This is a genomic window from Sorangiineae bacterium MSr11954 (assembly GCA_037157815.1).
Taxonomy (GTDB): domain Bacteria; phylum Myxococcota_A; class Polyangia; order Polyangiales; family Polyangiaceae; genus Pendulispora; species Pendulispora albinea.
This window is the reverse complement of sequence record CP089984.1, coordinates 842890-866537: the sequence shown is the minus strand read 5'-3', so window position 1 is coordinate 866537 and position 23648 is coordinate 842890. Positions and strand designations below refer to the sequence as shown.

The following is a 23648-nucleotide window of genomic DNA, read 5'->3' as shown; positions in this document are numbered from 1 at the left end:
GCGATGAGAGGATGACCTTTTCTGTCACCAAAAACACGAGCGATCGCGCCACCGGCGCTCAAACTCTGTGCCGAATCGCTCAATGCGTCCCGCGGCCTCTGCCCATCCCGCGGCCTCTGCCCGCAACGGCAGGCGCCGGCTCGCTCGCGGTCTCACCTTGAATTAGACTCCATGCCATGCCGCGCCGAGCGAGCCAAAAGGCCGTGCAAATCTCGATGTGGATGCCCCTCGCCTACCTCGAACGCGCCGACGTGACGGCCACGAGGTTGTCGCGTCCCGGGTTCGTGGTGACGCGAACGGATATCTTTCGCATGGCGCTGGCGCGAGGATTGGATGCGGCCGAGGCGGAGTCGGATGGAGGCCGCGACGGCGACGAGCTGGAACGGTGCGATCCGGTCGAGCAGGGTCCGGACGCCGAGCTCGACTAGGCCGCGGATCGCTCGGGTGCGGCCGCGGGCGGCGCGAGCAAGCCCTCGCTCGTTCGCTCCTGACCGCGCAGGAGTATGCGAATGATGGGCGTGGTGATGTACGTGGATGCGATGGCCATGAGCACCAACATGGTGAACATGCTGCGCGGCAGAACGCCGAGATCGTAGCCCACGTTGATGGCAATGAGCTCCATCAGCGCGCGGGTGTTCATGCAGATGCCGACGGCGAGGGCCGAGCGGCTGCCCTCCCCCACCAGCCGCGCTCCAAGGTAGGCGCCGCCGAACTTCGACACGAAGGCCACCGCGATGACCAAGAGGCACACGCCCCAATCCGCGGCGGTCGCGAGGCCGCGCACATCGGTCCGCAACCCCGTATATGCAAAGAAGATCGGCAGAAACAAAGTGGTCACCAGCGGTGAAACGCGCTGCTTCCACGCGTTCACGAAGTCGCGCTCGTCGTGGAGCGCCGCGCCCAGGGTGAAGCCACCGATGACGGCGAACACGCCCAACAGCGACGTGGTGGTGGCCGAGACCAGGAGCAGGATCAACACGTAGGCAATCGTCTGCAAGGTGAGACCACCGTGCTTGGCCACATGTGCGATCAACGTTCGCTTCAAGATGGGCCGTAGCACGAAGAACAAGAATCCGAGGTAGACCAGCAGCGCGGCCACCCGAACGAGGAACGATCCGGCGGCGAAGCGCTCCTGAACGACCAGGGTCACGATCCCGAGCAGGAGCCAGCCGACGACGTCGTCGATGGCGGCGGCGCCGATGGTCAAGGCGGCCGTTCGCGTGTGTGACAACCCCAGCTCCATGAAGATCCGACCCAAGACGGGGATGGCCGTGATGGACATGGCAATCCCAAAGAAGAGCCGGAACCCGAGCACGGACGGGCGCGGCTCGGGCAAGTGATCGTAGAACCAGAGGGAGGTGGCGTAGCCGAGGGCAAAAGGCACCACCATGCCCATCACGCTCACGACCGCCACCGAGCGTTTGGACGTGTTCAAGTTCGTTTTGAACTCGAACTCGAGCCCAATTTGAAACATCAAAAGAACGAGCCCGAGCTGCGCCAGGCCGACGAAGATCTTCGAGGTGCTCGCGTCGAAGAGATGAGCCATCGCGTCGGGCGCCAGGGCGCCCAGAAAGCTCGGACCGAGCAGGAGCCCGGCCAGAATTTCCCCGGCCACATCGGTCTGGCCGAATTTCTTCACCACCGCCACCACGATCCGGGTCGCGATGAGAATGACGATGAGCTGAACCAGCAAATGCAAAACGACTTCTTCCGCCTTTGCACCGACCGCGGTCTCCGCGGCAGGCGCCATCGTATGCAGCAACGACATGGCCAATCTCCTGGGCTCAGGGCAACGATTCCATGCTCACGTGGGGCGAGGGGCGGTGACGGCGCATGCGCGCGTCCAAATCATCGAGGCAGCGGAGCGAATGCGCGCGGCGCAGGTGCGCAGGAGCTCTTCGTCGGTCATCGCGTCGTCCATGGGCATCCTCCGGATCGGGCGAGCGGCTGCGGCGTCGTCTCCGAGGAGAGCCGCTGCCGTTCGAAATGGCGCTCGCAAAGGCGGAGGCGCTTGGCGTCCCAAACCATGTACGTGCCGAGCACCAGCTGAACGAAGCTGCGCCCGACGTCCTCCCAGCGATCGCAGAAGCGCATCCAGGCGAGCCGCGCGCGGAGCGATCGCGCCGGGCTCGAGCTCGCATGTTCGCGGGCCTCGCGCGGAACCAGAAGGCAGGGCCCGCGGTTGGGAATCGACCGGGTGTGCGTGGCCGACGAACGCAAAACGTAACGGCGAAGGATGCCCCGCGCCACCGCCCGCATGGTGGTGAGCGCGACGGCCTGGGCCGGGCAAGGCCGGTTGGCCGCCACCCCGAATGGGATGTAATTCGCCTCGCGCGCCTCGCGCGGCGACAGACGATCCCATCGCGCCGGATCGAACCGATCCGGATCCTCGAACCCGGCGCGGTGGTACTCGGGATAATTGAAGCAGAGCACCGATCCTTTGGGGAGCACATCGCCGCCCTCCAAAGCAATGTCGTCCGTGGTAATGCGATGCGCGATGCCGAACAGCGGATAGACGCGGAGGGTCTCGGCGATGACCGCATCGAACGCGCGATCGTCGTGCATGCGGGCGTGAAGGTCGGCCTGCACGTTCGGGTGCTGCGCGATGGCGAGCAAAAGGTGCGTCATGGCCTCCGACATCTGCACGATGGCGGTGTTGAAGAAGACGCCTTGCAGATAATAGGCTCGCTCCTCCTCCGTAAGGCCCTCGGGCAGCTCGTGCGGCACCTCGCCGCGCGCGAGCGCGTCGCGCAGGAACGCGGTCAGGCGGTGGCGCCTCGCCATATGGCGCAGGCCGCAACATTTGAGCGAGGTCACCACGTCGTGGGCGTTGCCGACGATGAGCGCGCACGCGTGGCTCGGGCACGGGGCGCCAAAGACCACTTCGTAATAGAACCGCGCCCAAATGGGCATCATGAGATCGCGGAGGCGCACCGCGCGGGTGCCTCTGGCGTCGTGCGCGTGCGCGTCCAAGACGCGATCGACGCAGTGGTCCGCGAGGCGCTCGGCGTCCTTTCGGGCCAATGCCAGAATGCGGCGCGTGGTGCGCGCGACGTCCTCGTAGCGCTCGCCGGCCTCGAGGTGTTCCTGGTGAATCTCGGCCCCGGGCGAAAGCCAATACCAGAACAGATCGGAGAGCGCCGCGCCGTGGCTGCGGCCGTTCGCGGCGGGGTGCGCGTAGACCTGCCGGTATCGATCGAGGCCGACGCGCTCGCCTGGAATGGAGAGCCCCTCGTCGCCATTGATGCGCGTGAAGATCTTCATCCGCAGGCGCACCACCAGCGCGGGGAGCCATCCGGGCAAGGTCCCGAGAACGCACACGGCCGCCACCGCCGCGAAGGTCGAGCCGAGCCCGATCATTTCAGGGGCTCCCGTCGAGGGCCTACGAGGGCCGGGCTCACCTCGTCGAGCGAGCTGCACCCGCACATGGCGAGCGCCCGATCGAGCTCGTCGCGCAGCATCGCGAGCACGCGCGCCACGCCGTCCGGACCTTCGGTGGCGAGCCCCCACAACAAGGAGCGCCCCACGCCCACGGCGTTCGCGCCCAGGGCCAAGGCCTTGAGCACGTCCGTTCCGCGGCGCACGCCGCCGTCGACGAGGATCGGTAAACGCCCGGCCACCACCCGGGCGATGGCCGGCAGCACGTCGAGGGTCGCGGGAGCTCCATCGAGCTGCCGTCCGCCGTGGTTCGATATGTAAATGGCCGAGACCTCGTGCTCGAGCGCGAGCAGCGCGTCGGCGGGGTGCAAAATGCCTTTGAGCACGATGGGGAGCGAGGTCATTTTGCGCACTTCGTCCACGATGGACCAGGAGAAGGCCGCCGAAAATGCGATGGGGCGCGGGGGGCCGAGCTGTCCATCGCCCTGCGGTTCACGCAAGGTTTCGCAAGAGAGCCCCGCGGGAAGATCGAAAAAGCCATTTCGCCAATCGCGATCGCGGCGCCCGAACACGGGCGAGTCGACGGTGATGACCAACGCCTCGAAGCCCGCGGCCTCCGCGCGCCGGATCAACCTCGCCGTGAACGCGCGATCGGGCTGAACGTACAGCTGAAACCAGAGCCGCGCGTGCCCGCTCTTTGCGGCGCCATGGGCCGCCGCGGCGATGTCCTCCAGGGCCACCGTCGACGCCATGCTCACGATGAAGAGGGCATCGGCCTGGGCCAGGGCGCGCGCGGTTCCGAGCTCGCCCTCCGGGTGCGCGAGGCGATGAAAGGCCGTGGGCGCGGCGACGATGGGCATCGCCAGCGGGGCGTCGTTCTTCCAGAGCGACACCCCCAAATGGCGTGAAGGGCAAGGTCGAAGGATGCGAGGCAGGAGCGCCCAGCGCTGGAACGCCCGCGCGTTGTCGCGCAAGGTGACCTCGTCATCGGCGCCGCCCGCGAAGAAGTCGAAGACCGCGCGCGGCAGCCGGCGCCGGGCTTCTCGCCTCATGTCCTTCACCGACGCGAACGGCATGGTGTCCTCAGGCGGGCGCGGAAGCCGACGCCGCTCCTGGCTTTGGAAGCGCGTCTTCGTTCGCCGCGTGGAGGCATTTCTCGAAGAACGTTCGAAGCGGTCTTCGGTGTGCCGCCTCGGCGGTCCAATCGTTCTCCAAGTTTTCGGCCACGTGGTGCGTGGCCGCGAGCTTGCCATGCCGATAATGACGCACGACCGGGTGCAGGTACCGCGCATCGAACGCGCGCTCGGAGTCGTCCTGGGCGACGCGCACCACGTCGATGTCGAAGGGGTCGACCTTGTCGTGGTCGGGACCGTACTCCAAGGTCACGACGAATGCGCTGGCCTCGCGCCCGAATTCGTCGCGCACGTAGTCGACCGGCAGCTCCTCGCGGTAGCGCGCGCGGGCGCTTTCATCCACGGTGATGAGATCGCCCATGAACGTAAATTGCTGCCACAGCGCCGAGCTGCGATTGACCCGCCCGAGCACGGCATCGGCGAGCGCCGCGGGATCGGCCGCCAGCTCGAGCGCGGGCCACGCAGCGCCGAAGTACCTTTGTTCGAGAATACGAAACAGGGAGCGAACACCGTAGCGGAAGCCGTGAATGAAGCCGCTCGTCGACTTTTTGAAGTCGCGCACTTGCATCAAGGTACCGGCGAAATAAAGCCCGGGCACATTGACCGACTCGTACGCGGACGTTTGCGCGGGAAAGCGGTCTTTGTGAACGAGGGTAGGAAGACACTCGGGCGCAAAGATGGATGTATCGAGGCGAAATCCCGTGCAAACGATGACCCGGTCATACCGGATCTCCTTCGCGAGCTCATTGGCGCGCGAGAAGGTGACGGTCACGCGGTAGCCCGACTCGTCCCGCACGATGCGCTGCACGTGCCCATCGAGAACGGCATTTTGCGACTTGAGCTGATACGTATCCAGGAAATTGTTGTTCACTGCCCGCAGGTGACCGACGAAGTGCGTCCGCCAGGCGAGCTTCACCGAGCTGGGGCCCGCCACATGAATGACGGCCGCCGTGGGGACCAGGTTGTCGGCGGTCTCGAATGCCGAGTTCCCTTTGCCCAGGATCAGCACGCGCTTGTCGATGAACTCGCGGGGGTCGACCGACACCGCATCGTAGCAATCGGCCGTCTCAATCCCAGGGATCGGTGGGATATAGGGCTTCGACACGCCGGTGGCGACGATCACGCCACGCGCGCGATAGGTCTGCCCTGCCTGATCGGTGACGCGAAAGCCCTCTCCATCCCGCTCGACGCGCACCACGCGGGTGCCATAGCGAATGGGCAAGTTCGTCCGGGCGGCAAAATCTCCGAGGTAGCGGACGAGATCGGGCGCAGCCGGAAAATAGCGATCGGTATATTGCGTAAACAGAAGATCGGCGCGATCACTGAGGAGCGAATTCCAATCGTTGCGAAGGTTGAGCTCCGCGTCGTCCGAGCCCGTGTACTTCTTGTTGATCGAGATGAGCGTTCGATGGCGGGGATACGTTTGGAAGAACGTTCCGGGGCCCTCGCCGGCCTCCAAAATGACGAAATCCCGCTTTGCCCGCTCGAGAAAATAGCCGAGCTGAAGCCCTGCCGGACCTGCACCGATCACAACGTAGTCCATTGTATTTCCTCGCGATGCGTGTGCCGTTGAACCCGAACGTGTGCTCGATCGACATCGATTCGTCGATACCGTCGCGGAGCGTTGCCGCGCCACGATTTAACTCATACGTCCCTTCTCTTCCAATCGTTTCGTATCAAATCGTTCGAAAATCCGATTTGGAAAACGAAGATGCGCGCCAACGTGGGAGAACCCGCTCACCGCGGTGGGGACCGGCCGGAGTAGCTGGAGTGGCAGGAAAGGAGGGGTGATTGTCCTGGTTGACGCGCGACCCGCTCGTTACGGTGACCCGCACAGCATCGTCATTCATGTCGTCGAGGGAAACCGTATGAACGAGAAGAAGCGGGCCATGTGTTTCGCGGCCCTGGTTGGTGTGCTTGCATCATCGGGATGCGCGTCGGCGGAACATGCACCAAAGGGCGCGGGAGGCGCCGGCGGCGCGAACGGAACGGACACGATGGACGTGGTCGACGTGACCGAGGTGCAGCTCATTCGGAGCGCCACGGTGGCCATTCACTACCGGAGCGCGGGTCGGAGAAACATCAAGATCCTGGTCGACCCCATTCTAGGCGATCCGAACACCGAACCAGCCATCGATTATTCGAATGGGATTAAGATACCCATGATCCCTTTACTTATCGACAAGCGGCAATTGATCGCGGATATCGACGCAGTCTTGCTGACACACTACCACCCCGATCATTTCGACGGGGAGGCCGAGAGGATTCTGCCCAAGGACACGCTCATCTTCTGCCAGCCGTACGACGAGGCCAGGCTGCGTGAAAAAGGGTTCTCGAACCTGCGCGTGGTGGACAAAGAATCCCGCTGGGAAGGCATCACGATTTCCAGGTTCCTGGCGACCCACTACAAAGGCGCGACCGGGGCGCCGCCGTTCGGCGAGTCGTCTTCGTTCCTCTTGAGAACGAGGAACAATGGGGTCTTCTTCACGGGCGACGCCATCCTCGACGATCGATTGAGAGGTCATTTGCGCGCAACCCACCCGGAGACGATCGTCGCGAACACGGGGGAGTGCCAGTTCACGAAAGACAATCCGGTGCTGATGCCCGGCGTCACCATGACGCTCACGAGCGCCGAGCTCGCGGAGATGGCGCGAAGTTTACCGTCGTCGACGATCGTCGCCGTGCACATGGACGCCATCAACCATTGCCCGCTGACGAAGCGCGATTTGAGACGATTCGTCGACGCCAACGGGCTCCGCGACCATATCCGCGTGCCGAACGAGGGCGATGTGCTCGTGGCGCGCGCGGGGGCGCCTTCGAAATAGCGGGCAGGCTCGGAGCGCACGCCACGACGCGCGACGTGGATGACGCGCGTGAATCACCGTTCTACGGTCGCCCGAGCGTTCGGGCGCGCCGTCGCACAAGCGTTCGGGCGCGCCGTCGCGCAGGCGTTCGGGCGCGCCGTCGCGCGGGCGTTCGGGCGCGCCGTCGCACAAGCGTTCGGGCGCGCCGTCGCGCGGGCGTTCGGGCGCGCCGTCGCGCAGGCGTTCGGGCGCGCCGTCGCGCGGGCGGCGCCATTGGTCGAATGTGGCACTTAAAGTACACTTCAATCTTATGGCCCCGCGCCCTCGAAAGCCGAAGGTTCGCCTCGATATCCGAAAATTGGCAGAGCTGGCGGGGGTGGCGCCATCGGCCCTTCGCTATTACGAGCGCGAAGGTTTGTTGGAGCCGGCGGGGCGGGCTGCGGGGCGCCGGTATTACGATGAGAAGGGGCTGCTCCAGCTGGCGGCCATCGAATATTGGCAGGAGGCGGGGTTTACGCTGAGCGAGATGAGCAGGCTGTTCGACGAGTCGGCGAGCGGCATGGCGGAGGTCAAAGAGCTCGCCAAGGAGCGCATCGCCGAGCTGGATCGGCTCATCGAGCACGCCACCACCGTTCGCGGGCTGCTGCAGCACGTCACGACGTGCACGCACGCGAAGATGAGCCAGTGCCCGGACTACCGCGCCCACATGCGAAGGCGGGCAGACGCCATGCAGTCGGGCACGTATTCACGCGCGATCCATGCGCTGCAGCCCATTCACCGGATCGCCTCCCTGAGCCGGACCGGCGCCCGCCGTGGTTCGGGACGTGGGCCCGCCGGCGCGTGAATTCGTCCTTGCGTTGAACTTCACTTCAACGCGTACGCTCGCCCTATGAGCTCGGAAACCATCGCAAATAGGCTGCATTTGGCCCAAAATCAAAGCCCGATCGCCGCAAGAAGACTCGAAAACAAAGTCGCGGTGGTCACCGGGGCTTCCCGGGGCATCGGCGCCGCCATCGCGCGGCGGCTCTCGGCCGAGGGCGCGGCGGTGGGGATTGGCTATGTGACGAACCGCGAGCTCGCCGAGGCGCTGGTCCGCGAGCTCGGAGGTGGCGCCTTCGCCCTTCGCGCGGACATGGGCGACGCGGCGGAGGCGCGCGCGTCGATCGCCGAGGCGGGCGCGCGCTACGGCAGGATCGACGTGCTGGTGAACAACGCCGGAGTGGGCGATCATCGCCCGCTGGGCGCGAGCGACGAGGCGGTGTTCGATCGTCTGTTCGCCGTGAACGTGCGCGGGCCCTTGTTCGCCAGCGAGGAAGCGCTCCGTCACTTCCCGAGCGCGGGCGGGCGGATCGTCCACGTCTCGTCGGGGGTTTCGCGGCATGCCATCCGCGGGCTCGCGGTGTACAGCGCGACCAAGGGCGCGCTCGAGAGCTTGGCGCGCGTGCAGACGCTCGAGTGGGGGCCGCGCAACGTCACCGTCAACGTGGTCGCGCCCGGGCCCATTGAAACGGAGCTTCACGTCCGCTCGGAGGCGCACACCCGGGCGCTCCTGGAGCGAACGCCGCTCGGCCGCATCGGCCGGCCCGAGGACGTGGCGGGGGTCGTGGCGTTCCTCGCCGCAGACGATGCGCGCTGGATCACCGGCGAGGTGATCGACGTCGACGGCGGCTACGTCTGAGCGGGCCGGCAAAGCCCGAGCACCGCATGAATCAGCGCTAGTTCGCCATCCGCGCCTTTCGTCTCCGGCGCGAAGAAGCGGGTGCGGACGCGGGCGGGAGTCTCTTTTTCACCACCTGGACGTCGTCGGCGCCGAGGACCCGGTCGTCCTCGGAGCGCAGCTCCAACGTGCGGACCGGACGGCCGTGGGTGCGATCGAGGAGGAACACGGAGCGCGGTTCGCCGGGCTCGTACCAGTGGTGCTCGCCCCATTGGCGCAGGGCGACGATGACGTGAAACAGCCCGCGCCCTTTCTCGGTCAGCACGTACCGGCCATGCGCGCCTCCGTCGTCGGAGGGGACATGCTCGAGGATCCCATTGGCCATGAGGAGCCGCAGGCGGGTGGCCAGGATGCTCTTTGCAAGCCCCAAGCTCCGCTGAAACTCGCCAAACCGCTGCACCCCTTCGATGGCGTCGCGCACGATCAAGAGCGACCACCAGTCGCCGATGGCGTCGAGCGAGCGCGCAACGGGGCACACCGCACCTTCCAGACTCTTTCTTCTCACTGCTTTCGGGCTTTCTCGCTGTTCGTCGTTTCGTCGTTCGCAACCATCCTACGCAAGGCTTGCTTTCTGAGCCACCGGGCCTATCGTGGAAACGGTTCTATCATGAAACCATTTCCGATGGGTAGGCCTACATGACCTTGCAGACCGAAATCACGGCGGAGAACGAGATCGCAGCAGGCGCAGCCAGCGACGTTCGGGAGGATCCCCCTCCGCGCGATGGCGCGGGGACGAAGCGCTTATCGCGCTACGCGACGTTGTTGTTTTCCGTCGCGTGCGGGCTGGCGGTGGCCAACGTCTACTTTTCGCAGCCGCTGCTCGACGCCATCGGGGCGGAGTTCGATATGTCACAAGCCGTGCTCGGCATCGTGGTGACCATCACCCAGATCGGCTACGGCCTGGGGTTGCTGTTGCTGGTGCCGCTCGGCGACAAATTGAACCGGCGCACGATGATCACGACGCAGTCGATCCTGTCGGCCATCGCGCTGACCGGGGTGGGTCTCGCGCCAACCGGTCCCCTGCTGCTCGCGGCCATGGCGGCCATCGGTCTCTTGGCGGTGGTCACGCAGGTGTTGGTCGCGTATGCCGCCACCTTGGCGGCGCCCGAGCAGCGGGGGCACGTGGTCGGCATCGTGACGAGCGGGATCGTGACCGGCATTCTGCTGGCGCGCACGGTGGCCGGCGCCATCGCCGATCTGGCCGGGTGGCGCGCCGTGTACTTCTTTTCGGCCGTCCTCACCTTGGTGGTGACCACCTTGCTCTATCGGGTATTGCCTGCACGCGATATCGCGCGGGTGACCACGCCTTATTCCAAGCTCATTGCGTCCGTCTTCACCCTGTTCGTCCGTGAACGGGTGCTGCGCATGCGCGCCCTCTTTGCGCTCTTGATCTTCGCCTCCACCACCGTCCTTTGGACGCCGATGGTCCTCCCGCTCCGCGCGCCGCCCTTCTCCCTTTCGCATACGGCCATTGGCTTGTTCGGGCTCGCGGGCGCGGCCGGCGCGCTGGCGGCGGCGCGCGCGGGGTCGTTGGCCGATCGCGGCTACGAACGATGGGTGACCGGCGGGGCGCTGCTGCTGATGTTCGTCTCGTGGTTGCCGATCTACATGATGAGCCTATCCCTTTGGGCGCTCGTCTTGGGCGTGATCACGTTCGACCTCGGCCTCCAAGCCACGCACGTGACGAACCAGAGCACCCTTTATCACGCGCTCCCCCCCGACACGCATAGCCGGCTCACGGCGGGCTACATGATCTTCTACTCCATCGGCTGCGCGGCAGGATCCATCGCGTCCACCACCGCCTATGCACATGGCGGGTGGACGGGGGTGTGCCTTTTGGGTGCCACGCTCAGTGCCATCGTGCTGGCGTTCTGGGTTGCCATGACCCGCAAAGGATGACCTACCAGGAGAGGCACCTTGCGGTGCTTCTCCGCCTTTGTGGTTTGCCTCCCCCCTCGACAACGGGCCTTGCTCGATCGATATACCTTCGCGGTTACCGTTTCGACGCAGTAACCCACATGTAGACAACTCGGAGGGGTGAAGATGCGTTGTCCACTAGCTGCGGTCGCGTTGGCCGCAATGCTTTCCCTCACGACTTTTTCGCCGGCGCAGGCCGATCCCGAGCTTTTCCCAACCAGTATTTCGCTTCCCAACGGATTCCAACCGGAGGGTATCGCAATTGGCATGTTGCCGATTGCCTACTTTGGATCCCTCGCCGATGGCTCGGTTTATCGAGCCGATTTGGTGACGGGCCAAGGCAAGATCATGAGCGTGGGCCCCGGGATCCCCTGCGGGGGGCTCAAGGCCGACGAGCTCAGGCGACGAATTTTCATCGCCTGTGGTGCGGCAGGTGCACGGATTATCGATGCATTTACCGGAAAATTGGTGGCAACTTACCATTTCACCAATGGCGTAAGCCTCGCCAATGATGTCGTAATTACACGCGACGGTGCTTGGTTCACGGATTCTTTTTTTCCGGAACTTTACCTGCTTCCGTTCGGAAGGAATGGGGAGTTACCCGATCCAAGCCAAGTCGTACATCTACCACTCAGCGGCGATATCGTATTTGGAGACGGCTACAACAGCAATGGCATCGTCACCTCCCCCGATGGCCGCTCGCTGATCATCGTCCAATCGAACACGGGAAAGCTCTTCAAGGTGGACCCGAACACCGGCGTCACCCGAACAGTCGATCTCGGCGGCGAAGTTCTGTTCGGTGGGGATGGGCTACTACGCCAGGGGCGCACGTTGTATGTCGTGCAGAACGTCCTGAATCAGATCGCGAAGGTCGAGCTCGACGATGCCGGTACGCGCGGCAAGGTCGTGGCCCGGGTGAGCGATCCCCGCTTCGATATACCGACCACGGTCGCCGCCTTTGGCGATCGTCTTTACATCCCAAACGCGCGCTTCACGACGCCGCCCACTCCGGCGATGACGTACAACACGGTCGCCATCAAGGCGTTTTGATCGTCGCTCGTGGACCGGAACGTTTGCGTCCGATGCGCATGCCGCGACTGCCGCTCGATGCGCATGCCGCGACGGTCGTGACCTCGGCGCTCGATGCGCATGCCGCGACAGTCGTAACCTCGGCGCTCGATGCGCATGCCGCGACGGTCGTGACCTCGGCGCTCGATGCGCATGTCGCGACGGTCGCGACGTTCCGGTTGCGTGCTGTGCCGCGACGGTCGCGACGTTCGCGTTCGATCCGGGTGTCGCGACGGTCGCGATGCTTGCGTTCGATGCGGATGTCGCGGCTGTCGCGATGCTTGGGTCCTATGTAATTTCGTAGCGTTCGCACGGCCAGCGATTCGCGCCTCGTGATGCGGCGTGGACTAGGCCGTGTTGCGACGTGGGCGCGAGGGCACGCTCTTCTTGCAAAAGCTCCGCTGGCCTGCGAAACGTACCCCATTCGCTCCACATTCGAGGGTGGTGGAAACATGGGCGTGCTTCGCAGATCGACCGTTGGGGTGGTGACGACGCTACTTGCGCTCAGCAGCGCGGTTGGTGTCGTCCATTGTATAGGGGACGGGCCGGGTGCGCTGCCGCGCCTCGACGGTGGAGGGCCCGGTCCGGGTGTGGATGGCGGCTCACCCGATGGTGGCCAGCCGGGCGATGACTCCGGCGCATGGACGAGCCTCAAGAGCATTCCCGGGCTCGTGCTCTGGCTGCGGGCCGACCAAGACGTAAAGCCCGGAACGGTCGGCGATCCGGTCGAGCACTGGCTCGATCAATCGGGCGCCGGGAACGACTTCAAGCAGCCTACGGTGAACAATCGTCCCAAGTACGTGACATTCGGGGACGGCGGGAACGAGCGGGGGATCGAGTTCGACGGGACGAAGCAATACCTGATCAACGAGACCGTCTTGGGCCTCAAAGAAGGGGCGGCGCGGACCTTCCTCGCCGTCGCGAAGCAGGCGAATGCGTCGGCGCGAGCGCCGCTCATCACCCAAGCCGATCCCGGTGAGAGCGGCTACTTCCTCTATGCGCTGGAGGCGAACAGCATTCCGTCCAACAAGTACTCGGTCGACTTTCTGGGAACCGGGTACATCTTCGACAAGGCGACGAGCACGGAGAGGTTCGCCCTTCACGAGATGCTCACGTCCGACATCCGGAAGGGCGACGTCAAGAGCACGAGGCTCGAGTACCGCTTCAATGGCGTCCAGCAGGCTTTGGTGAAAATCGAACCGGCGAACAAGGACGGGGCGGATTTCACACCGCTGCCCACCGAAACGCGATTGGCCGCATTCCAAGTCAACAAAGGAGGAGCGTCCGAGGCAACCTATTACGGCGGATGGGTGATCGCCGAGGTCGCCGTCTTCAACCGCCGATTGACTGGCCCCGACCTCGCGAACGCCGAAAACGACTTGAAGACCCGCCACGGGCTTTGAGCGGTGCGTCTCTAGGACGGTCGACGTTCCCTTCGACACGCGCGCGCGATGGGCAATCTCCTCGCCCACCGTGGAGAAATCTTCGGCTGCGCGCGCCTTCTCACCACGAAGGTAGGCGCGCAGTCCTTCGGCGGCGACGATGGCCAGGCTCGAGTTGACCCCGAGGGCGTTCAGATCCGCCTGGCGATGCGTCTCTAGGACGGCTTCGACGTTCCCTTCGATACGCGCGCGCGATGGGCAATCTCCTCGCCCACCGTGGAGAAATCTTCGGCTGCGCGCGCCTTCTCACCACGAAGGTAGGCGCGCAGTCCTTCGGCGGCGACGATGGCCAGGCTCGAGTTGACCCCAAGGGCGTTCAGATCCGCCTGGACGTCGGGGTTCTTCAACAGTTGATCGAGCTCCGTGAAGAGATCCTCGAGCTCGTTCTGCGTCTTCGTTCCCATGCACCGCCAAATACGCCCCGCGCGGGGGCGCTGCAACGCTCCTCGTGCGCCCCTCGATGGAGAGGGCCATGTCCGCCGTCGCCGATCCAGCACCCCGAACGTCACCGATCCTTACGCCAAACGCCGAGGTCGCATGCCTCGGGGGCGGGCTGGACGTGACGCGCGCATCAACGGCTTGGTCAAGCGCTGGGGCTGGTACCGACGGGCAACGGCTCACCGACAACGGCTCAATACCGGATCGACGAGATTCGATCGCCCCAGCCGTAGTCGTGGAGGTTCGCGACGTTGCAGCGGAAGGTGCGCGAGTCCCCTCGGCAGTCGTCGTGATCGTAGACGGTGACCTCACCGTCGCACTTGATGGACGAGGCGCGATCGTTGGCATAACCGGGGACATCGCGGCATCGACCGTTGCGGTCGAACCACTGTTCGCGGGCTCCCTCGTAATCTTTGTCCGAGTAGAGCGTGACTTTGTCATCGTCCAGGTCCACGACGCAGGCCGCGAGGGGGAGCACGAGCAGGAGAACCGACGGAATGCGGGGAACGATCTTCATGGTACCGGCGTGGTGCCCGCCCGAAACCAATCCGTTCAAAGAAAATTCTTGCGCTACGAGCTATGCGGCAACCCGACGATCCCGGGTCGACCGACCGCCGCGCGCGCCGTCCGTTGGCGCTCCCGTCCACCGTCGTTGCGCTCGAAATCGCGCGCCATCTCCGTCTTGTACGCAACGCCGAAAATCGACACGCGCGGCACGGATGGGCGCGCGACGCCGTCGTTTTTTGCTCGGGGCCGAAACGCGGTAAACTGGAAGCATGGTAGCCGTAGCTTCGCCGGAAAATCACGACGATCCACTCCGTGAGGAGCGCGATGAGGTGCGCCGCGAGGACCATTTCACCGTGCTCCGCGGCGCCACCTGGGCGGATTACCAGCGGCTTCAGGAGATCCGCGGCGATCACTCGGCGCCGAGGATCGCCTACTGCGAAGGGACGCTCGAGATCATGAGTCCGTCGCGCCATCACGAGAGCATCAAGTCGGTCATCGGCCGCCTCGTCGAAGTTTTTTGCCTCGAGCGGGGCATCGAGTTCTCCACCGTTGGCTCGTGGACCCTCGAGGACAAGGAGGTCGATCGCGGGGTAGAGCCCGATGAATCGTACATCTTCGGCCGAGGTCCGGACGGTGTGGTCCCAGAGGGCGCCAAACGCCCCGATCTCGCGATCGAGGTGGTCTGGACCTCCGGAGGGATCAACAAGCTCGAGATCTACCGAAAGCTCGATGTCCGCGAAGTGTGGTTCTGGCGCCGCCGCCGCTTTCACCTCTACGAGCTACGGGGCGAGCAGTACGAGGCGATCGAGCAGAGCGGCGTCCTTCCGAACATCGATCTGAACCTGCTCGCAACGTTTCTCGATCGCCCCACCACGAGCCAGGCCATGCGCGACTACCGCAACGCGCTCCGAGGCTGATCGCCGTCGTCGCGAATCGTTCTGCATCGCCCCTCGATACGAGCTCACTCGTTCCGCTTCTTGAGCCTTCCGCGCCAGTAACCGGGGCGCCGTTTCAAATGGGGCGACGGCCAGCACCTGGTACTCGTCTTCGAGCTCCAAAAGGATGAGGGCGTACGGGAACCGGCGCATCAAGTAACGACGCACATGCGACCCACGCCGAGCCACGGTTGCATGCTCGGTCGCCTCAAAGCGGCCGCGATGTCATCCGCGAACTGCTCTCCAACACCGCGCTCTTTCCGTTCGTACCAGGCGGCAGCGTCTTCGATCTCGCGCTCCGCTTCCGCGCGGGTGCGCCACGGTTTCATCGGCTCGCGCGAAGTCGCGCCTTGAGCCCTTCGAGAAATTCGAACGCATCGCTCGCGGCAGGGACGCCCGAGAGGGCTTCGACTTCACGCCGTTCGACTTCGGCCAGCCACGCGGCATCTGCATCCGCGTCCGGCTCTCCATCGAGGCTCGCGAGAAGCTCCGAAGCCATCTCGGCACGCTCTCGCTCCGAGAGCGTCATCGCCTCCGCCAAGAGGGTCTTCGTTCGGGCGTTCATGCTTACACCATACGGTGCTCGTTGCGTGCGTGCCACGTCCCCCCGGGGTCGAGCTCATCGATTCGAACACCTAATCGTTCTGCATCAACCCTTTGATCTGCCCCGACGGCAAAAGCTTCACCTGCCGCGCCGCCGGGACCTTGGGGAGACCCGGCATGGTCATCATGTCGCCCGTGAGCGGCACGAGAAAACCGGCGCCCGCGCTGAGGCGGACTTCGCGCACGCTGATGACGAAGTCGCTGGGACGCCCGTAGACGCTCGGATCGTCGGTGAGCGAGAGCTGGGTCTTGGCCATGCACACGGGCAGCTTTTCGTAGCCGAGATCGCGGATTCGCTTGAGGTCTTTCTCCGCCGAGCCCACGAAGACGACGTCCTTGGCGCCGTAGATGGTGCGCGCGACTTTGCGGATCTTCTCTTGGGGGGCGTCTTCGAGCTCGTAGATGTATCGGGGGGCCGGCGGGTTCTTGTCCGTTGCGTCGACGACTTCGGTGACCACGCGGGCGAGATCGAGCGAGCCTTCGCCGCCGCGGCCGAAGCCCTCGCTGCGCGCCATGCGGGCGCCGAGCTTGGAGGCGGCTCGTTCGACCAGGAGGAGCTCCTCCTCCGTGTCGTTGGGGAAGACGTTGATGGCGACGATGGGCTGAAGACCGTAGGCGCCGGCGTTCTCGATGTGCTTCTCCAGGTGCGCGATGCCCTTGGTCAGCGCGTCGTGGTTCGGTTCGCCCGCGCTCTTGACGGGCGCGCCGCCGTGCATCTTGAGCGCCCGCAAGGTGGCGACCAGCACGATGGCGCGCGGCCACACGCCCGCGAGGCGCGCCTTGATGTTCAGGAACTTTTCGCCGCCGAGATCGAAGCCGAACCCCGCTTCGGTGATGGCGTAGTCGCCCAGCTTGATCGCCAGCTGGGTGGCGAGCACGCTGTTGCAGCCGTGCGCGATGTTGCCGAAGGGGCCCGCGTGGACGAAGGCCGGGCCGCCCTCGAGGGTCTGCACCAGGTTCGGCTTGAGCGCATCGCGAAGGACGGCGCACATGGCCGAGGCTGCGCCCACGTGGCCGGCCGTGATCGTCTTGCCGTCGTAGCTCGAGCCCACCACGATGCGCGCGAGACGCGCCTCGAGATCGGAGTAGTCGCGTGCCAGCGCGAGAATGGCCATGATCTCGCTGGCGGCGGTGATATCGAACCGCTCTTCGCGGGGCTTGCCGTGCGACTTGCCGCCGAGGCCCACGATGCAGTTGCGCAAGAAGCGGTCGTTCATGTCCATCGCCCGGCCCCAGGTGATGGTGCGTGGATCGATCTCGCCCGCGCCGTCGAAGGTGTCGCGAAAGTAGACGGAGTTGTCGACCAGGGCGCTCAAGAGGTTGTGCGCGGTGGTGATGGCGTGGATGTCGCCCGTGAAGTGCAGGTTGATCTCGTCCGCCGGGGTGAGCGAGGCCTTGCCGCCGCCGGTGCCGCCTCCTTTGACGCCGAAGACGGGGCCGAGCGAGGGCTCGCGCAGCGCGAGGACCGCGCGCTTGCCGAGGCGGCGCATGCCCATCGCCAGCGCGATCGAGGTCGTCGTTTTTCCTTCTCCCGCCGGCGTGGGGTTGATGGCCGTCACCAGAATGAGGCGGCCTTGATGGCGCGCCGGACGGCCGACCACCTCGAGCCCCACCTTCGCTTTCGTCTTTCCGTAAAGCTCGATGTCGTCGGGTTCGAGTCCGAGTTCGGCCGCTACGTCGGTGATGGGGCGAGGGGAGAAGGTCGTCATGGCGCAGCCAGCTTACTACAGCCGCTGCTACCCGTACCGCGACTCGAAGAGCGCGCGCACCGCCGGAAAGTCCTGCATCATCGCCAGGGTGTGCTCGGCGTGGCCCACGGCGTAGCCGTTGCCGATCATCAGGTCGACGTCCTTGCTCACGCCCTCGGCGCCGAGCGCAGCCTTGGTAAAGCTGGTCGACATCGCGAAGAAGTACACGGTGCCGCGATCGCGCGTCGCCAAGATGGCCGCCATTTCGGTGTCGGGGACATTGACGCACGAGAACGTCACATCCGCCTCGCGGCCGTCGTTGGCCTCGAGCACCGCGCGGCGCACGGCCACCGGATCGCGCGCGTCGAGGGTGAGCACCGCGTCGCAAAGGCCCAGCGCGCGCAGATCGTCGGCGTAGCGCGCGTAGCTCTCGATCGCGATGACCCGCCCGCCGCGGCCAAGCTTTCGCCGCGCCTCGGCCACGCACAAGATGCCGCTCTTTCCGCCGCCGCCGAGGACGAGCACTGTCGGCGCGGCGGCGCCCGGCGCCACCGCCGGTTGCACCAAGCGCGCGACCTGCGGCGCGGCCCCTGCGACGTCGAGCACCGCCAGCGCGAGGCGCTCGGGCAGATCGCCCGGCAGCTTCACCAGGCTCCCGCTCGCGAAGAGCACCGCCTCACCCGACACGTCGAGCTGCGCGCTCTCCGCGCGCACCGCGGTGATCGCGTCGACGCGCAGCGGTGTAAGCGACAGAGAGACCAAGGTTGCCACGCGATCGCCGGCATTCAGAGCGAGGTGCGCCGGCGCACCTGGGGCCACCTGGAGCACCCGACCGAGAAGCATTCCGCCCGAGCCGGTGACTGGGTTGTGCTGCTTGCCGCGCGCCGCGATGGTCTCGAGAACTTTTTTTCGAACCCGAGCGGCCGCTCGATCGCCCTCCGAAGCCTCTCCGCCATGGGGGGATGCGACCACACCTTCTCCCGAAGTGTCGTCCTCCTCCATCTGACGGAAACTTGCGGCGTCGATGTTCAACGTCTCCACCGCGAGGAGAACTTCGCCCTCGAAGAGACGCGAAAAATCGTTGTCAATTCGCCAAGCTGGCTGCGGTAGGACCCCTTTGGGCTCAAGCGCGCGATGGGTGCCAAAACGGTCACCTCCGGGCGCAATGGGGACCTCTTTCAAAGGCTGAGACGGCTGGGAATATCCGGAGGGATGAGAATCCATTTCGCGCTCGACTTGACCAGGTTTGCGAGGACTCGTTACTCTTTTTTTTCCGAAGACGATCCTCGCCTCGGAATCCTCCGCGCCGCGGATTCCCGCGGTTGCACCCAGTGGCGCATGTTCGCGCGTGGCAAACCTTCTGTCGACTCCCCCTAGCATGCAAGATCCGTCACCGAAGGCGGCTGCCCCGACGACCCTGCGCCCCGGGCGGGCGTACGTCCTTCGGTTTATCAGTGGAAAGTATCAGGGGGGGGAATTCCCCGTCGTCCCCGACAAGCAGATCATCGTCGGCCGCTCCAGCGATCTCGACATGGTCCTCGTCGAGGACATGGTCAGCCGCAAGCATGCGAAGATTCACATGCAGTCCGACCAGATCTGGATCGAGGATCTGGGCTCGACGAACGGCACCTTCGTCAACGGTGAGAAGATCAAGCGCGCCCGCCTCAAGGAGGGCGACCGGGTCCTCATCGGCACGAGCATCCTCAAGCTGATCGCCGGCGAGAGCACCCGCGACAGCACCGCGGACGCGAAGCGCGAGCTGGAGCACGTGGCGGCGCAGCGCCGAACGAGCCAGGCGCGAACGATGTCCGGGAGCATCGAGGAAGTTCCGCTCCCCGACCTGCTGCAGCTTTTCGGCACCTCGAAGAAGAGCGGGGTGCTCGTCATCCGCACGGACGATGACATCGGTCGTATTTTCATGCGCAAGGGCAACATCTACTACGCGGTCATCAACGACCTCGATGACGTGCCCGCGCTCAAGAGCATCTACCGGATGCTCACCTGGCAGAAGGGCCTCTTCGATCTCGATCCGCCCGACGACCGCGAGTACCCCGGCGAGATCGACGTGAGCGTGCAGGAGATCCTCATGGAGGGCCTGCGCCAGCTCGATGAGTTCAACCGCATCCGCGACGATCTGCCCGATCTGAACGCGCGCCTGTCCTTGCTCTCCCCACTGGTCCCACCGCTCAAGGATCTGAAGGGCTCGGAGCTCGACGTGCTGCAGCTCGCGCACAACTTCGGTCACCTCGAGACGGTGATGAACAAGAGCCAAGCCACCGATCTGGAGACGGTGCAGATGGTGCTCAAGCTGCTGAAGAGCGGCTACCTGAAGACCGAGTAAGCCTTGCGCGGATCCCGGGCGGCGCTTCTCGCGTTTTGCGCGGTGCGGCTCTTTCTGGTCTTGCCGGTCTTGCCGGTGTTGCGGGTCTTGCCGGTGTTGCGGGTCTTGCCGGTGTTGCGGGTCTTGCCAGCTTTGGCAGGGTTGCTCGTTTTGGTCGTGCCGCTCGCCGGCTGCCCGAGTCCTGCCCGCACTGCGGCGCCGAGCCGTTGCCCGCGTGACGCCGTTGCAGGGCGCGATGGAACCTGCCGGTGCCGCTCGGGTCGATTTGCGACCGGGCCGGCGTGCGCCTCGTTTCAAGAGGCGACGAGCTATTGCGGTCCGGGGGCGACGATGGAGCCGCAAGGATGTGCCATGCGGGCCTGCCCGCCCGACAATGTGCTCGATCTCGACTCGGGGAGCTGCCTACCGCCAGGCGCCATGCGCTCCTTGGCGCGCGCGCAAGGCATCGGGACCGAGGACGATTCGACCTTTACCTGCGCGCCCGACGCGTCGCTCGTGGCCTCGGGTCAAGCGCTGCGATGCCTGCCCCTCGCCGCCATTTGCCCGCGCGGCTGGCGCTGGAACACAGATGAAAAGCGCTGCGCGCGCCTGCGTTCGTGCGCGGCCGGGGAGCTCGCCGACCCGGTGCGCGATCGGTGCGCGCGCGTCATCGCGCCGGCGGGAGATCGCGACGTGATCGATGTAGGCGCATGGATCGCGCTGGCGATCGGTCCCTACGGCGGCAACGGGTCGCCCGACTTCTGCGGCATGCTGGCGCGCACGCCCGGGCAACTCGGCCGCACCACGGTCACGACGTTGCGGATCGACATCGCCATCGACTTCCCCGACAACGACGCCAACGCCGCGCACATTCGCTTTCGCGCGTCGGAGGCCCCTGCCGGTCCGCTGCTGAGCGGACAAGCCGAGCGCGCCGTCGAGCGGGCGATCACCAGCTCGCTCGATCCCCTGCGCACGATGGGCGGCGACACCTCGTCCTCCACCGTGGAGACCAGCGTCGTCTGCGCGGTGGGCGACGCGGGGGTTCCCGTGGCGGGACGGTGATCGCCTGCGCCTGCCGTCGGCTACCGGCGACAGCCACCGTCACCGGAATGGCGTCCGTCGCCGGGGATGGTGCCTCGGGTCAGACCCACGCGTTGTTGAGCAGCTCACCCACGCCGCCGGCGCCGGGCACGATGTACTGGTGCTCGTCGAGGCCGCGCTCCTCGTCCCAGCGTGTGCCGGGGACGGTCTCGAGCACCTCCGGTGGGGATAGACCGCGATCGAGGCGGAGGGCGTAGATGATGGTGTCGGGGTGCACGCTGAGCACGCGCTTGACGTACTCCGGGGTCACCATCAGGTGCATGGTGATGCACTTGGCCGGCGTGCCGCCGATTTTGGTCTTGTAGTGCGAGATGGCGCTCGCCACCGAGCTGCCCGTCGCCCCCATGGGATCGGGGATGACGATGATGCGGCCATCGACGTCGCCGCCGATCTTCGCGTCGTGCCAGGAGGCGCCGGTCACACGACCGTCGTTGTCGGTGGTGCGCGACATGAAGAGGTGGTCTTGCCGCACGCCCTGCGGATCGAGCACCTCGTTCAGCAGATCGTAGACGACCTGCGACGGCATGGTGCCCGCGCGCGCGATCCCCACGCTCACGGCCTTCGTCGATGGCCCGATGGCAACACCGCGGTACACCGCCGAGGGCGATGACGACACCATGCGCGTGGGCACATCGATGCGGACCCGCGGGAACTCGGCGGCCAGCACCACCTCGCTCAGCCGCTCGTACAGCGTCCGCACCAGCCGGCCCACATGCGGTTGACCCGTCTCGCGCGCACAGAGGCGCGCGAGTTGTGTCAGCGACAGCGGATCATCGAGCAGGTGAACATTGGGCCCGTACCGATGCGCGATCTCGGGCGCTCGGTAGTTGCTCTTCGCGTACGCGGTTTCCACGCGGTCTCCAGCAAAAAAGGCGCCCTGAGGGGTCCTTACATCAAGTCCAGTGGCCCGCGCGAAGCGCCGCCGCGTCGATCACCTTGACCTTGGGGCCAAGGGCTTCGCGGAAGCTGTCTTCGTCTTCGTCGTCCATGATGGCGTCGCCGAAGCCGGCGGCGATTTCCATCGCGGTCGAGATGATGCGCAAAAATTGGGCGAAGCTGGAGGCGGCCAAGGTGGGGTTCCACTTGTCCTGACCGCTCATCGCCGTATAGACCGGGCAGTCTCCCTCCGGATCAGGCTTGGAGACGTCGAGGAAATAGGGATCGCTGAGCAGCGCGCTCTCTCCGATCACCACCCACGACGGCTTCCAATTCTCGGTCGGCTGCGACTTGGCAATTTCTTCCGCCGGAAGGAGCCGGATGCGCTCCACGGGCGTAACCGTCTCGACTTTCGACGGGTTCGCCGCCAGAAGAAAATTCCGATACCGAGAGGGAACACGGAACTGCTTCTTCAAGGAATCAACGAGTTCCGGAGGCGCTTTTCCGAAGACCGCTTCGATTTTTCGCCTCTGAAATATGGCTTTAAGCCCTTCTACCGCGTCCGCTAGATCACTATCCACGATGGCCCCTCATCACGAATCCACGCTAGGCCGATAACATCCCCGCCGACAGGTCGGGGTGCCATCGGACACGCTAACACCACGGAGTCCGCACGTCTCGCACCTTTTAGCGACCGCGACGGCGTGGGTTATGGTGCGCCACCAGCGCCAGGTAGTCCGGAAGCCTCTGATCCTGGCCCCGCCAGCTGGTACGCGCCGCATTTGCCGCCTGCGGAAGTCGCTCGATCATGCGGCGGAGCTCTGCATGACCGGGCAAGCGGTCGTCGTAGCGCTCGAACGCCGTTGACAGGTCGTCCACGCGGGTCCCGCGAAGGTGGCCGCGGCGGGCGAGCTCGAGGTAGCTGCGCGCGAGCGCGTCGCCGTCGAAGCGGTGCTGCACCACCAGCTCCACCCCCACGCGAAGGACGGCGTCGGCCGGGAGCCTGCCGTCCTCGTGCACGACGAATGCAGCTTGCAAGTAATTGTAGAAGGGAACGGCGCGGGTCCCGTAGACGTGGAAATCGTCCGGCGGGGTCTGCCGCTCCAGGTGGATCAAGATGCGCTCGACGGCCTCGCCCGTGGTGAGCAAGGCGGCGTCGTGCATGACCCGGTCGATGACGTCGGGGTAGACGCGCCCGCGCTCGCAAATCTCGAGGAGGGTCTCGGTGCTGACGTGGCCGGAGACGATGTCCGCGTAGAGCGAGTACACGAAGGCGTCGGCCTCGGCGTCGTCGCCGAAGAGGGTCTCGCAACAGGCCGGCTCGAGCTTCGAGTGGGCGCGCGCCTGAAGGAGCGCCGGGAGCTTGTAGCCCAGTTGGTCGCGCAGGGCGCGGAAGCGGAGCTTCAGGACGTTTTTGAGATTGGGCTTGAGGGTGAAGCTGTCCCAGGTAATCCCGTCGAGGCGGAGCTTGTCCTCGAGGCGCCGTCGCATCTGTTCGGGGGAGCCGGAGAGGATGTGCACGGAGATCCCCGCGCGCACCATTTCGCGCAGCAGAGTCGCCGCGCCCGGGTTGGTTCGTTTCTCGTCGGGGCGCTCGAGCGCGGTGCGCACGAGATCCCGCAATGTGTCGAACTCGGTCCGAAGATACGTCTTGTCGAGATCCCAGCGGGCGATGTGACGGTGCGACACGTCCATGGGCTGGCTCGCCCGTTCTAACACCA

Annotated in this window: 26 protein-coding genes; 11 read left to right on the top strand and 15 right to left on the bottom strand. The window is 65.4% G+C overall.

Annotated elements, in window-relative coordinates; all coding sequences use genetic code 11:
- The first annotated feature begins 176 nt into the window (after positions 1-176).
- Positions 177-428, top strand: coding sequence for a hypothetical protein (locus LZC94_03540; protein WXB16354.1), 252 nt, complete (start codon positions 177-179; stop codon positions 426-428).
- On the opposite strand, the gene LZC94_03535 is transcribed toward LZC94_03540, so the two are convergent.
- The 4 genes from LZC94_03535 to LZC94_03520 form a co-directional block, all read right to left on the bottom strand.
- Positions 425-1768 carry a cation:proton antiporter gene (locus LZC94_03535; protein WXB16353.1) on the bottom strand — a complete coding sequence of 448 codons (1344 nt, stop codon included), beginning with the start codon at positions 1766-1768 and terminating at the stop codon, positions 425-427. The two genes, LZC94_03540 and LZC94_03535, sit on opposite strands and share 4 nt — an antisense overlap.
- 137 nt (positions 1769-1905) lie before the next feature.
- Positions 1906-3360, bottom strand: coding sequence for a cytochrome P450 (locus LZC94_03530; protein ID WXB16352.1), 1455 nt, complete (start codon positions 3358-3360; stop codon positions 1906-1908).
- Positions 3357-4454 carry an alpha-hydroxy-acid oxidizing protein gene (locus tag LZC94_03525; GenBank protein WXB16351.1) on the bottom strand — a complete coding sequence of 366 codons (1098 nt, stop codon included), beginning with the start codon at positions 4452-4454 and terminating at the stop codon, positions 3357-3359. Before LZC94_03525 ends, LZC94_03530 begins: the two co-directional genes overlap by 4 nt.
- 7 nt (positions 4455-4461) lie before the next feature.
- Positions 4462-6054, bottom strand: a complete 1593-nt coding sequence (locus LZC94_03520) for an NAD(P)-binding domain-containing protein (protein ID WXB16350.1) — start codon at positions 6052-6054, stop codon at positions 4462-4464.
- Between the two features lie 325 nt (positions 6055-6379).
- On the opposite strand from LZC94_03520, the gene LZC94_03515 reads away from it, so the two are divergent.
- From LZC94_03515 to LZC94_03500, 4 genes are all read left to right on the top strand, one after another.
- Positions 6380-7336, top strand: coding sequence for an MBL fold metallo-hydrolase (locus tag LZC94_03515; GenBank protein WXB16349.1), 957 nt, complete (start codon positions 6380-6382; stop codon positions 7334-7336).
- Positions 7337-7384: 48 nt separating this feature from the next.
- The gene (locus LZC94_03510; protein ID WXB16348.1) at positions 7385-7609 is read left to right on the top strand and encodes a hypothetical protein; all 225 of its coding nucleotides are present in this window, start codon (positions 7385-7387) and stop codon (positions 7607-7609) included.
- Positions 7610-7625: 16 nt separating this feature from the next.
- Positions 7626-8159 (top strand): MerR family transcriptional regulator, encoded by a 534-nt coding sequence (locus tag LZC94_03505; protein ID WXB16347.1) that lies wholly within the window; start codon positions 7626-7628, stop codon positions 8157-8159.
- Positions 8160-8291: 132 nt separating this feature from the next.
- Complete coding sequence (locus tag LZC94_03500; GenBank protein ID WXB16346.1) at positions 8292-8993, top strand: SDR family oxidoreductase; 702 nt, start codon at positions 8292-8294, stop codon at positions 8991-8993.
- Positions 8994-9030: 37 nt separating this feature from the next.
- Here the strand turns inward: LZC94_03500 and LZC94_03495 are convergent, their stop codons facing one another.
- Complete coding sequence (locus LZC94_03495; protein ID WXB16345.1) at positions 9031-9537, bottom strand: helix-turn-helix transcriptional regulator; 507 nt, start codon at positions 9535-9537, stop codon at positions 9031-9033.
- Positions 9538-9668: 131 nt separating this feature from the next.
- Here LZC94_03495 and LZC94_03490 point away from each other — a divergent pair, with 131 nt between their 5' ends.
- On the top strand, positions 9669-10931 hold the full coding sequence (locus LZC94_03490; protein ID WXB16344.1) for an MFS transporter: 1263 nt from the start codon (positions 9669-9671) through the stop codon (positions 10929-10931).
- Between the two features lie 171 nt (positions 10932-11102).
- Positions 11103-11999, top strand: a complete 897-nt coding sequence (locus LZC94_03485) for a hypothetical protein (protein WXB16343.1) — start codon at positions 11103-11105, stop codon at positions 11997-11999.
- On the opposite strand, the gene LZC94_03480 is transcribed toward LZC94_03485, so the two are convergent.
- Complete coding sequence (locus LZC94_03480) at positions 11986-12330, bottom strand: hypothetical protein (protein WXB16342.1); 345 nt, start codon at positions 12328-12330, stop codon at positions 11986-11988. The genes LZC94_03485 and LZC94_03480 overlap by 14 nt on opposite strands.
- 139 nt (positions 12331-12469) lie before the next feature.
- On the opposite strand from LZC94_03480, the gene LZC94_03475 reads away from it, so the two are divergent.
- Positions 12470-13420, top strand: coding sequence for a hypothetical protein (locus LZC94_03475; protein ID WXB16341.1), 951 nt, complete (start codon positions 12470-12472; stop codon positions 13418-13420).
- A 194-nt stretch (positions 13421-13614) separates the two neighbouring features.
- Here the strand turns inward: LZC94_03475 and LZC94_03470 are convergent, their stop codons facing one another.
- Positions 13615-13863, bottom strand: a complete 249-nt coding sequence (locus LZC94_03470; GenBank protein WXB16340.1) for a hypothetical protein — start codon at positions 13861-13863, stop codon at positions 13615-13617.
- Positions 13864-14090: 227 nt separating this feature from the next.
- On the bottom strand, positions 14091-14414 hold the full coding sequence (locus tag LZC94_03465) for a beta/gamma crystallin family protein (protein WXB16339.1): 324 nt from the start codon (positions 14412-14414) through the stop codon (positions 14091-14093).
- Between the two features lie 259 nt (positions 14415-14673).
- On the opposite strand from LZC94_03465, the gene LZC94_03460 reads away from it, so the two are divergent.
- Complete coding sequence (locus LZC94_03460; GenBank protein WXB16338.1) at positions 14674-15321, top strand: Uma2 family endonuclease; 648 nt, start codon at positions 14674-14676, stop codon at positions 15319-15321.
- Positions 15322-15664: 343 nt separating this feature from the next.
- Here the strand turns inward: LZC94_03460 and LZC94_03455 are convergent, their stop codons facing one another.
- The 3 genes from LZC94_03455 to LZC94_03445 form a co-directional block, all read right to left on the bottom strand.
- Positions 15665-15904 carry an addiction module protein gene (locus tag LZC94_03455; GenBank protein ID WXB16337.1) on the bottom strand — a complete coding sequence of 80 codons (240 nt, stop codon included), beginning with the start codon at positions 15902-15904 and terminating at the stop codon, positions 15665-15667.
- A 70-nt stretch (positions 15905-15974) separates the two neighbouring features.
- Positions 15975-17651 (bottom strand): formate--tetrahydrofolate ligase, encoded by a 1677-nt coding sequence (locus LZC94_03450; GenBank protein WXB16336.1) that lies wholly within the window; start codon positions 17649-17651, stop codon positions 15975-15977.
- A 27-nt stretch (positions 17652-17678) separates the two neighbouring features.
- The gene (locus LZC94_03445) at positions 17679-18671 is read right to left on the bottom strand and encodes an L-erythro-3,5-diaminohexanoate dehydrogenase (protein ID WXB16335.1); all 993 of its coding nucleotides are present in this window, start codon (positions 18669-18671) and stop codon (positions 17679-17681) included.
- A 337-nt stretch (positions 18672-19008) separates the two neighbouring features.
- Here LZC94_03445 and LZC94_03440 point away from each other — a divergent pair, with 337 nt between their 5' ends.
- The gene (locus LZC94_03440; GenBank protein ID WXB16334.1) at positions 19009-19971 is read left to right on the top strand and encodes a DUF4388 domain-containing protein; all 963 of its coding nucleotides are present in this window, start codon (positions 19009-19011) and stop codon (positions 19969-19971) included.
- Here LZC94_03440 and LZC94_03435 read toward each other — a convergent pair.
- The gene (locus tag LZC94_03435; GenBank protein ID WXB16333.1) at positions 19953-20162 is read right to left on the bottom strand and encodes a hypothetical protein; all 210 of its coding nucleotides are present in this window, start codon (positions 20160-20162) and stop codon (positions 19953-19955) included. The two genes, LZC94_03440 and LZC94_03435, sit on opposite strands and share 19 nt — an antisense overlap.
- 160 nt (positions 20163-20322) lie before the next feature.
- Between LZC94_03435 and LZC94_03430 the strand changes: the two genes are divergently transcribed.
- Positions 20323-21012 carry a hypothetical protein gene (locus LZC94_03430; GenBank protein ID WXB16332.1) on the top strand — a complete coding sequence of 230 codons (690 nt, stop codon included), beginning with the start codon at positions 20323-20325 and terminating at the stop codon, positions 21010-21012.
- 79 nt (positions 21013-21091) lie between these two features.
- Here LZC94_03430 and LZC94_03425 read toward each other — a convergent pair whose 3' ends face one another.
- The 3 genes from LZC94_03425 to LZC94_03415 form a co-directional block, all read right to left on the bottom strand.
- Positions 21092-21904, bottom strand: coding sequence for a uracil phosphoribosyltransferase (locus tag LZC94_03425; protein WXB16331.1), 813 nt, complete (start codon positions 21902-21904; stop codon positions 21092-21094).
- 40 nt (positions 21905-21944) lie between these two features.
- Entirely contained in the window at positions 21945-22403 is a 459-nt protein-coding gene (locus tag LZC94_03420) for an SMI1/KNR4 family protein (GenBank protein WXB16330.1), read from the bottom strand.
- A gap of 211 nt (positions 22404-22614) precedes the next feature.
- On the bottom strand, positions 22615-23622 hold the full coding sequence (locus LZC94_03415; GenBank protein WXB16329.1) for a hypothetical protein: 1008 nt from the start codon (positions 23620-23622) through the stop codon (positions 22615-22617).
- Positions 23623-23648: the final 26 nt, after the last annotated feature.

Coding starts and splice junctions, on each gene's coding strand:
- LZC94_03540 (WXB16354.1), top strand. CDS start 177: ATGCCGCGCCGAGCGAGCCAAAAGGCCGTGCAAATCTCGATGTGGATG.
- LZC94_03535 (WXB16353.1), bottom strand. CDS start 1,768: ATGTCGTTGCTGCATACGATGGCGCCTGCCGCGGAGACCGCGGTCGGT.
- LZC94_03530 (WXB16352.1), bottom strand. CDS start 3,360: ATGATCGGGCTCGGCTCGACCTTCGCGGCGGTGGCGGCCGTGTGCGTT.
- LZC94_03525 (WXB16351.1), bottom strand. CDS start 4,454: ATGCCGTTCGCGTCGGTGAAGGACATGAGGCGAGAAGCCCGGCGCCGG.
- LZC94_03520 (WXB16350.1), bottom strand. CDS start 6,054: ATGGACTACGTTGTGATCGGTGCAGGTCCGGCAGGGCTTCAGCTCGGC.
- LZC94_03515 (WXB16349.1), top strand. CDS start 6,380: ATGAACGAGAAGAAGCGGGCCATGTGTTTCGCGGCCCTGGTTGGTGTG.
- LZC94_03505 (WXB16347.1), top strand. CDS start 7,626: ATGGCCCCGCGCCCTCGAAAGCCGAAGGTTCGCCTCGATATCCGAAAA.
- LZC94_03490 (WXB16344.1), top strand. CDS start 9,669: ATGACCTTGCAGACCGAAATCACGGCGGAGAACGAGATCGCAGCAGGC.
- LZC94_03475 (WXB16341.1), top strand. CDS start 12,470: ATGGGCGTGCTTCGCAGATCGACCGTTGGGGTGGTGACGACGCTACTT.
- LZC94_03470 (WXB16340.1), bottom strand. CDS start 13,863: ATGGGAACGAAGACGCAGAACGAGCTCGAGGATCTCTTCACGGAGCTC.
- LZC94_03465 (WXB16339.1), bottom strand. CDS start 14,414: ATGAAGATCGTTCCCCGCATTCCGTCGGTTCTCCTGCTCGTGCTCCCC.
- LZC94_03460 (WXB16338.1), top strand. CDS start 14,674: ATGGTAGCCGTAGCTTCGCCGGAAAATCACGACGATCCACTCCGTGAG.
- LZC94_03455 (WXB16337.1), bottom strand. CDS start 15,904: ATGAACGCCCGAACGAAGACCCTCTTGGCGGAGGCGATGACGCTCTCG.
- LZC94_03450 (WXB16336.1), bottom strand. CDS start 17,651: ATGACGACCTTCTCCCCTCGCCCCATCACCGACGTAGCGGCCGAACTC.
- LZC94_03440 (WXB16334.1), top strand. CDS start 19,009: ATGCAAGATCCGTCACCGAAGGCGGCTGCCCCGACGACCCTGCGCCCC.
- LZC94_03430 (WXB16332.1), top strand. CDS start 20,323: ATGCGGGCCTGCCCGCCCGACAATGTGCTCGATCTCGACTCGGGGAGC.
- LZC94_03415 (WXB16329.1), bottom strand. CDS start 23,622: ATGGACGTGTCGCACCGTCACATCGCCCGCTGGGATCTCGACAAGACG.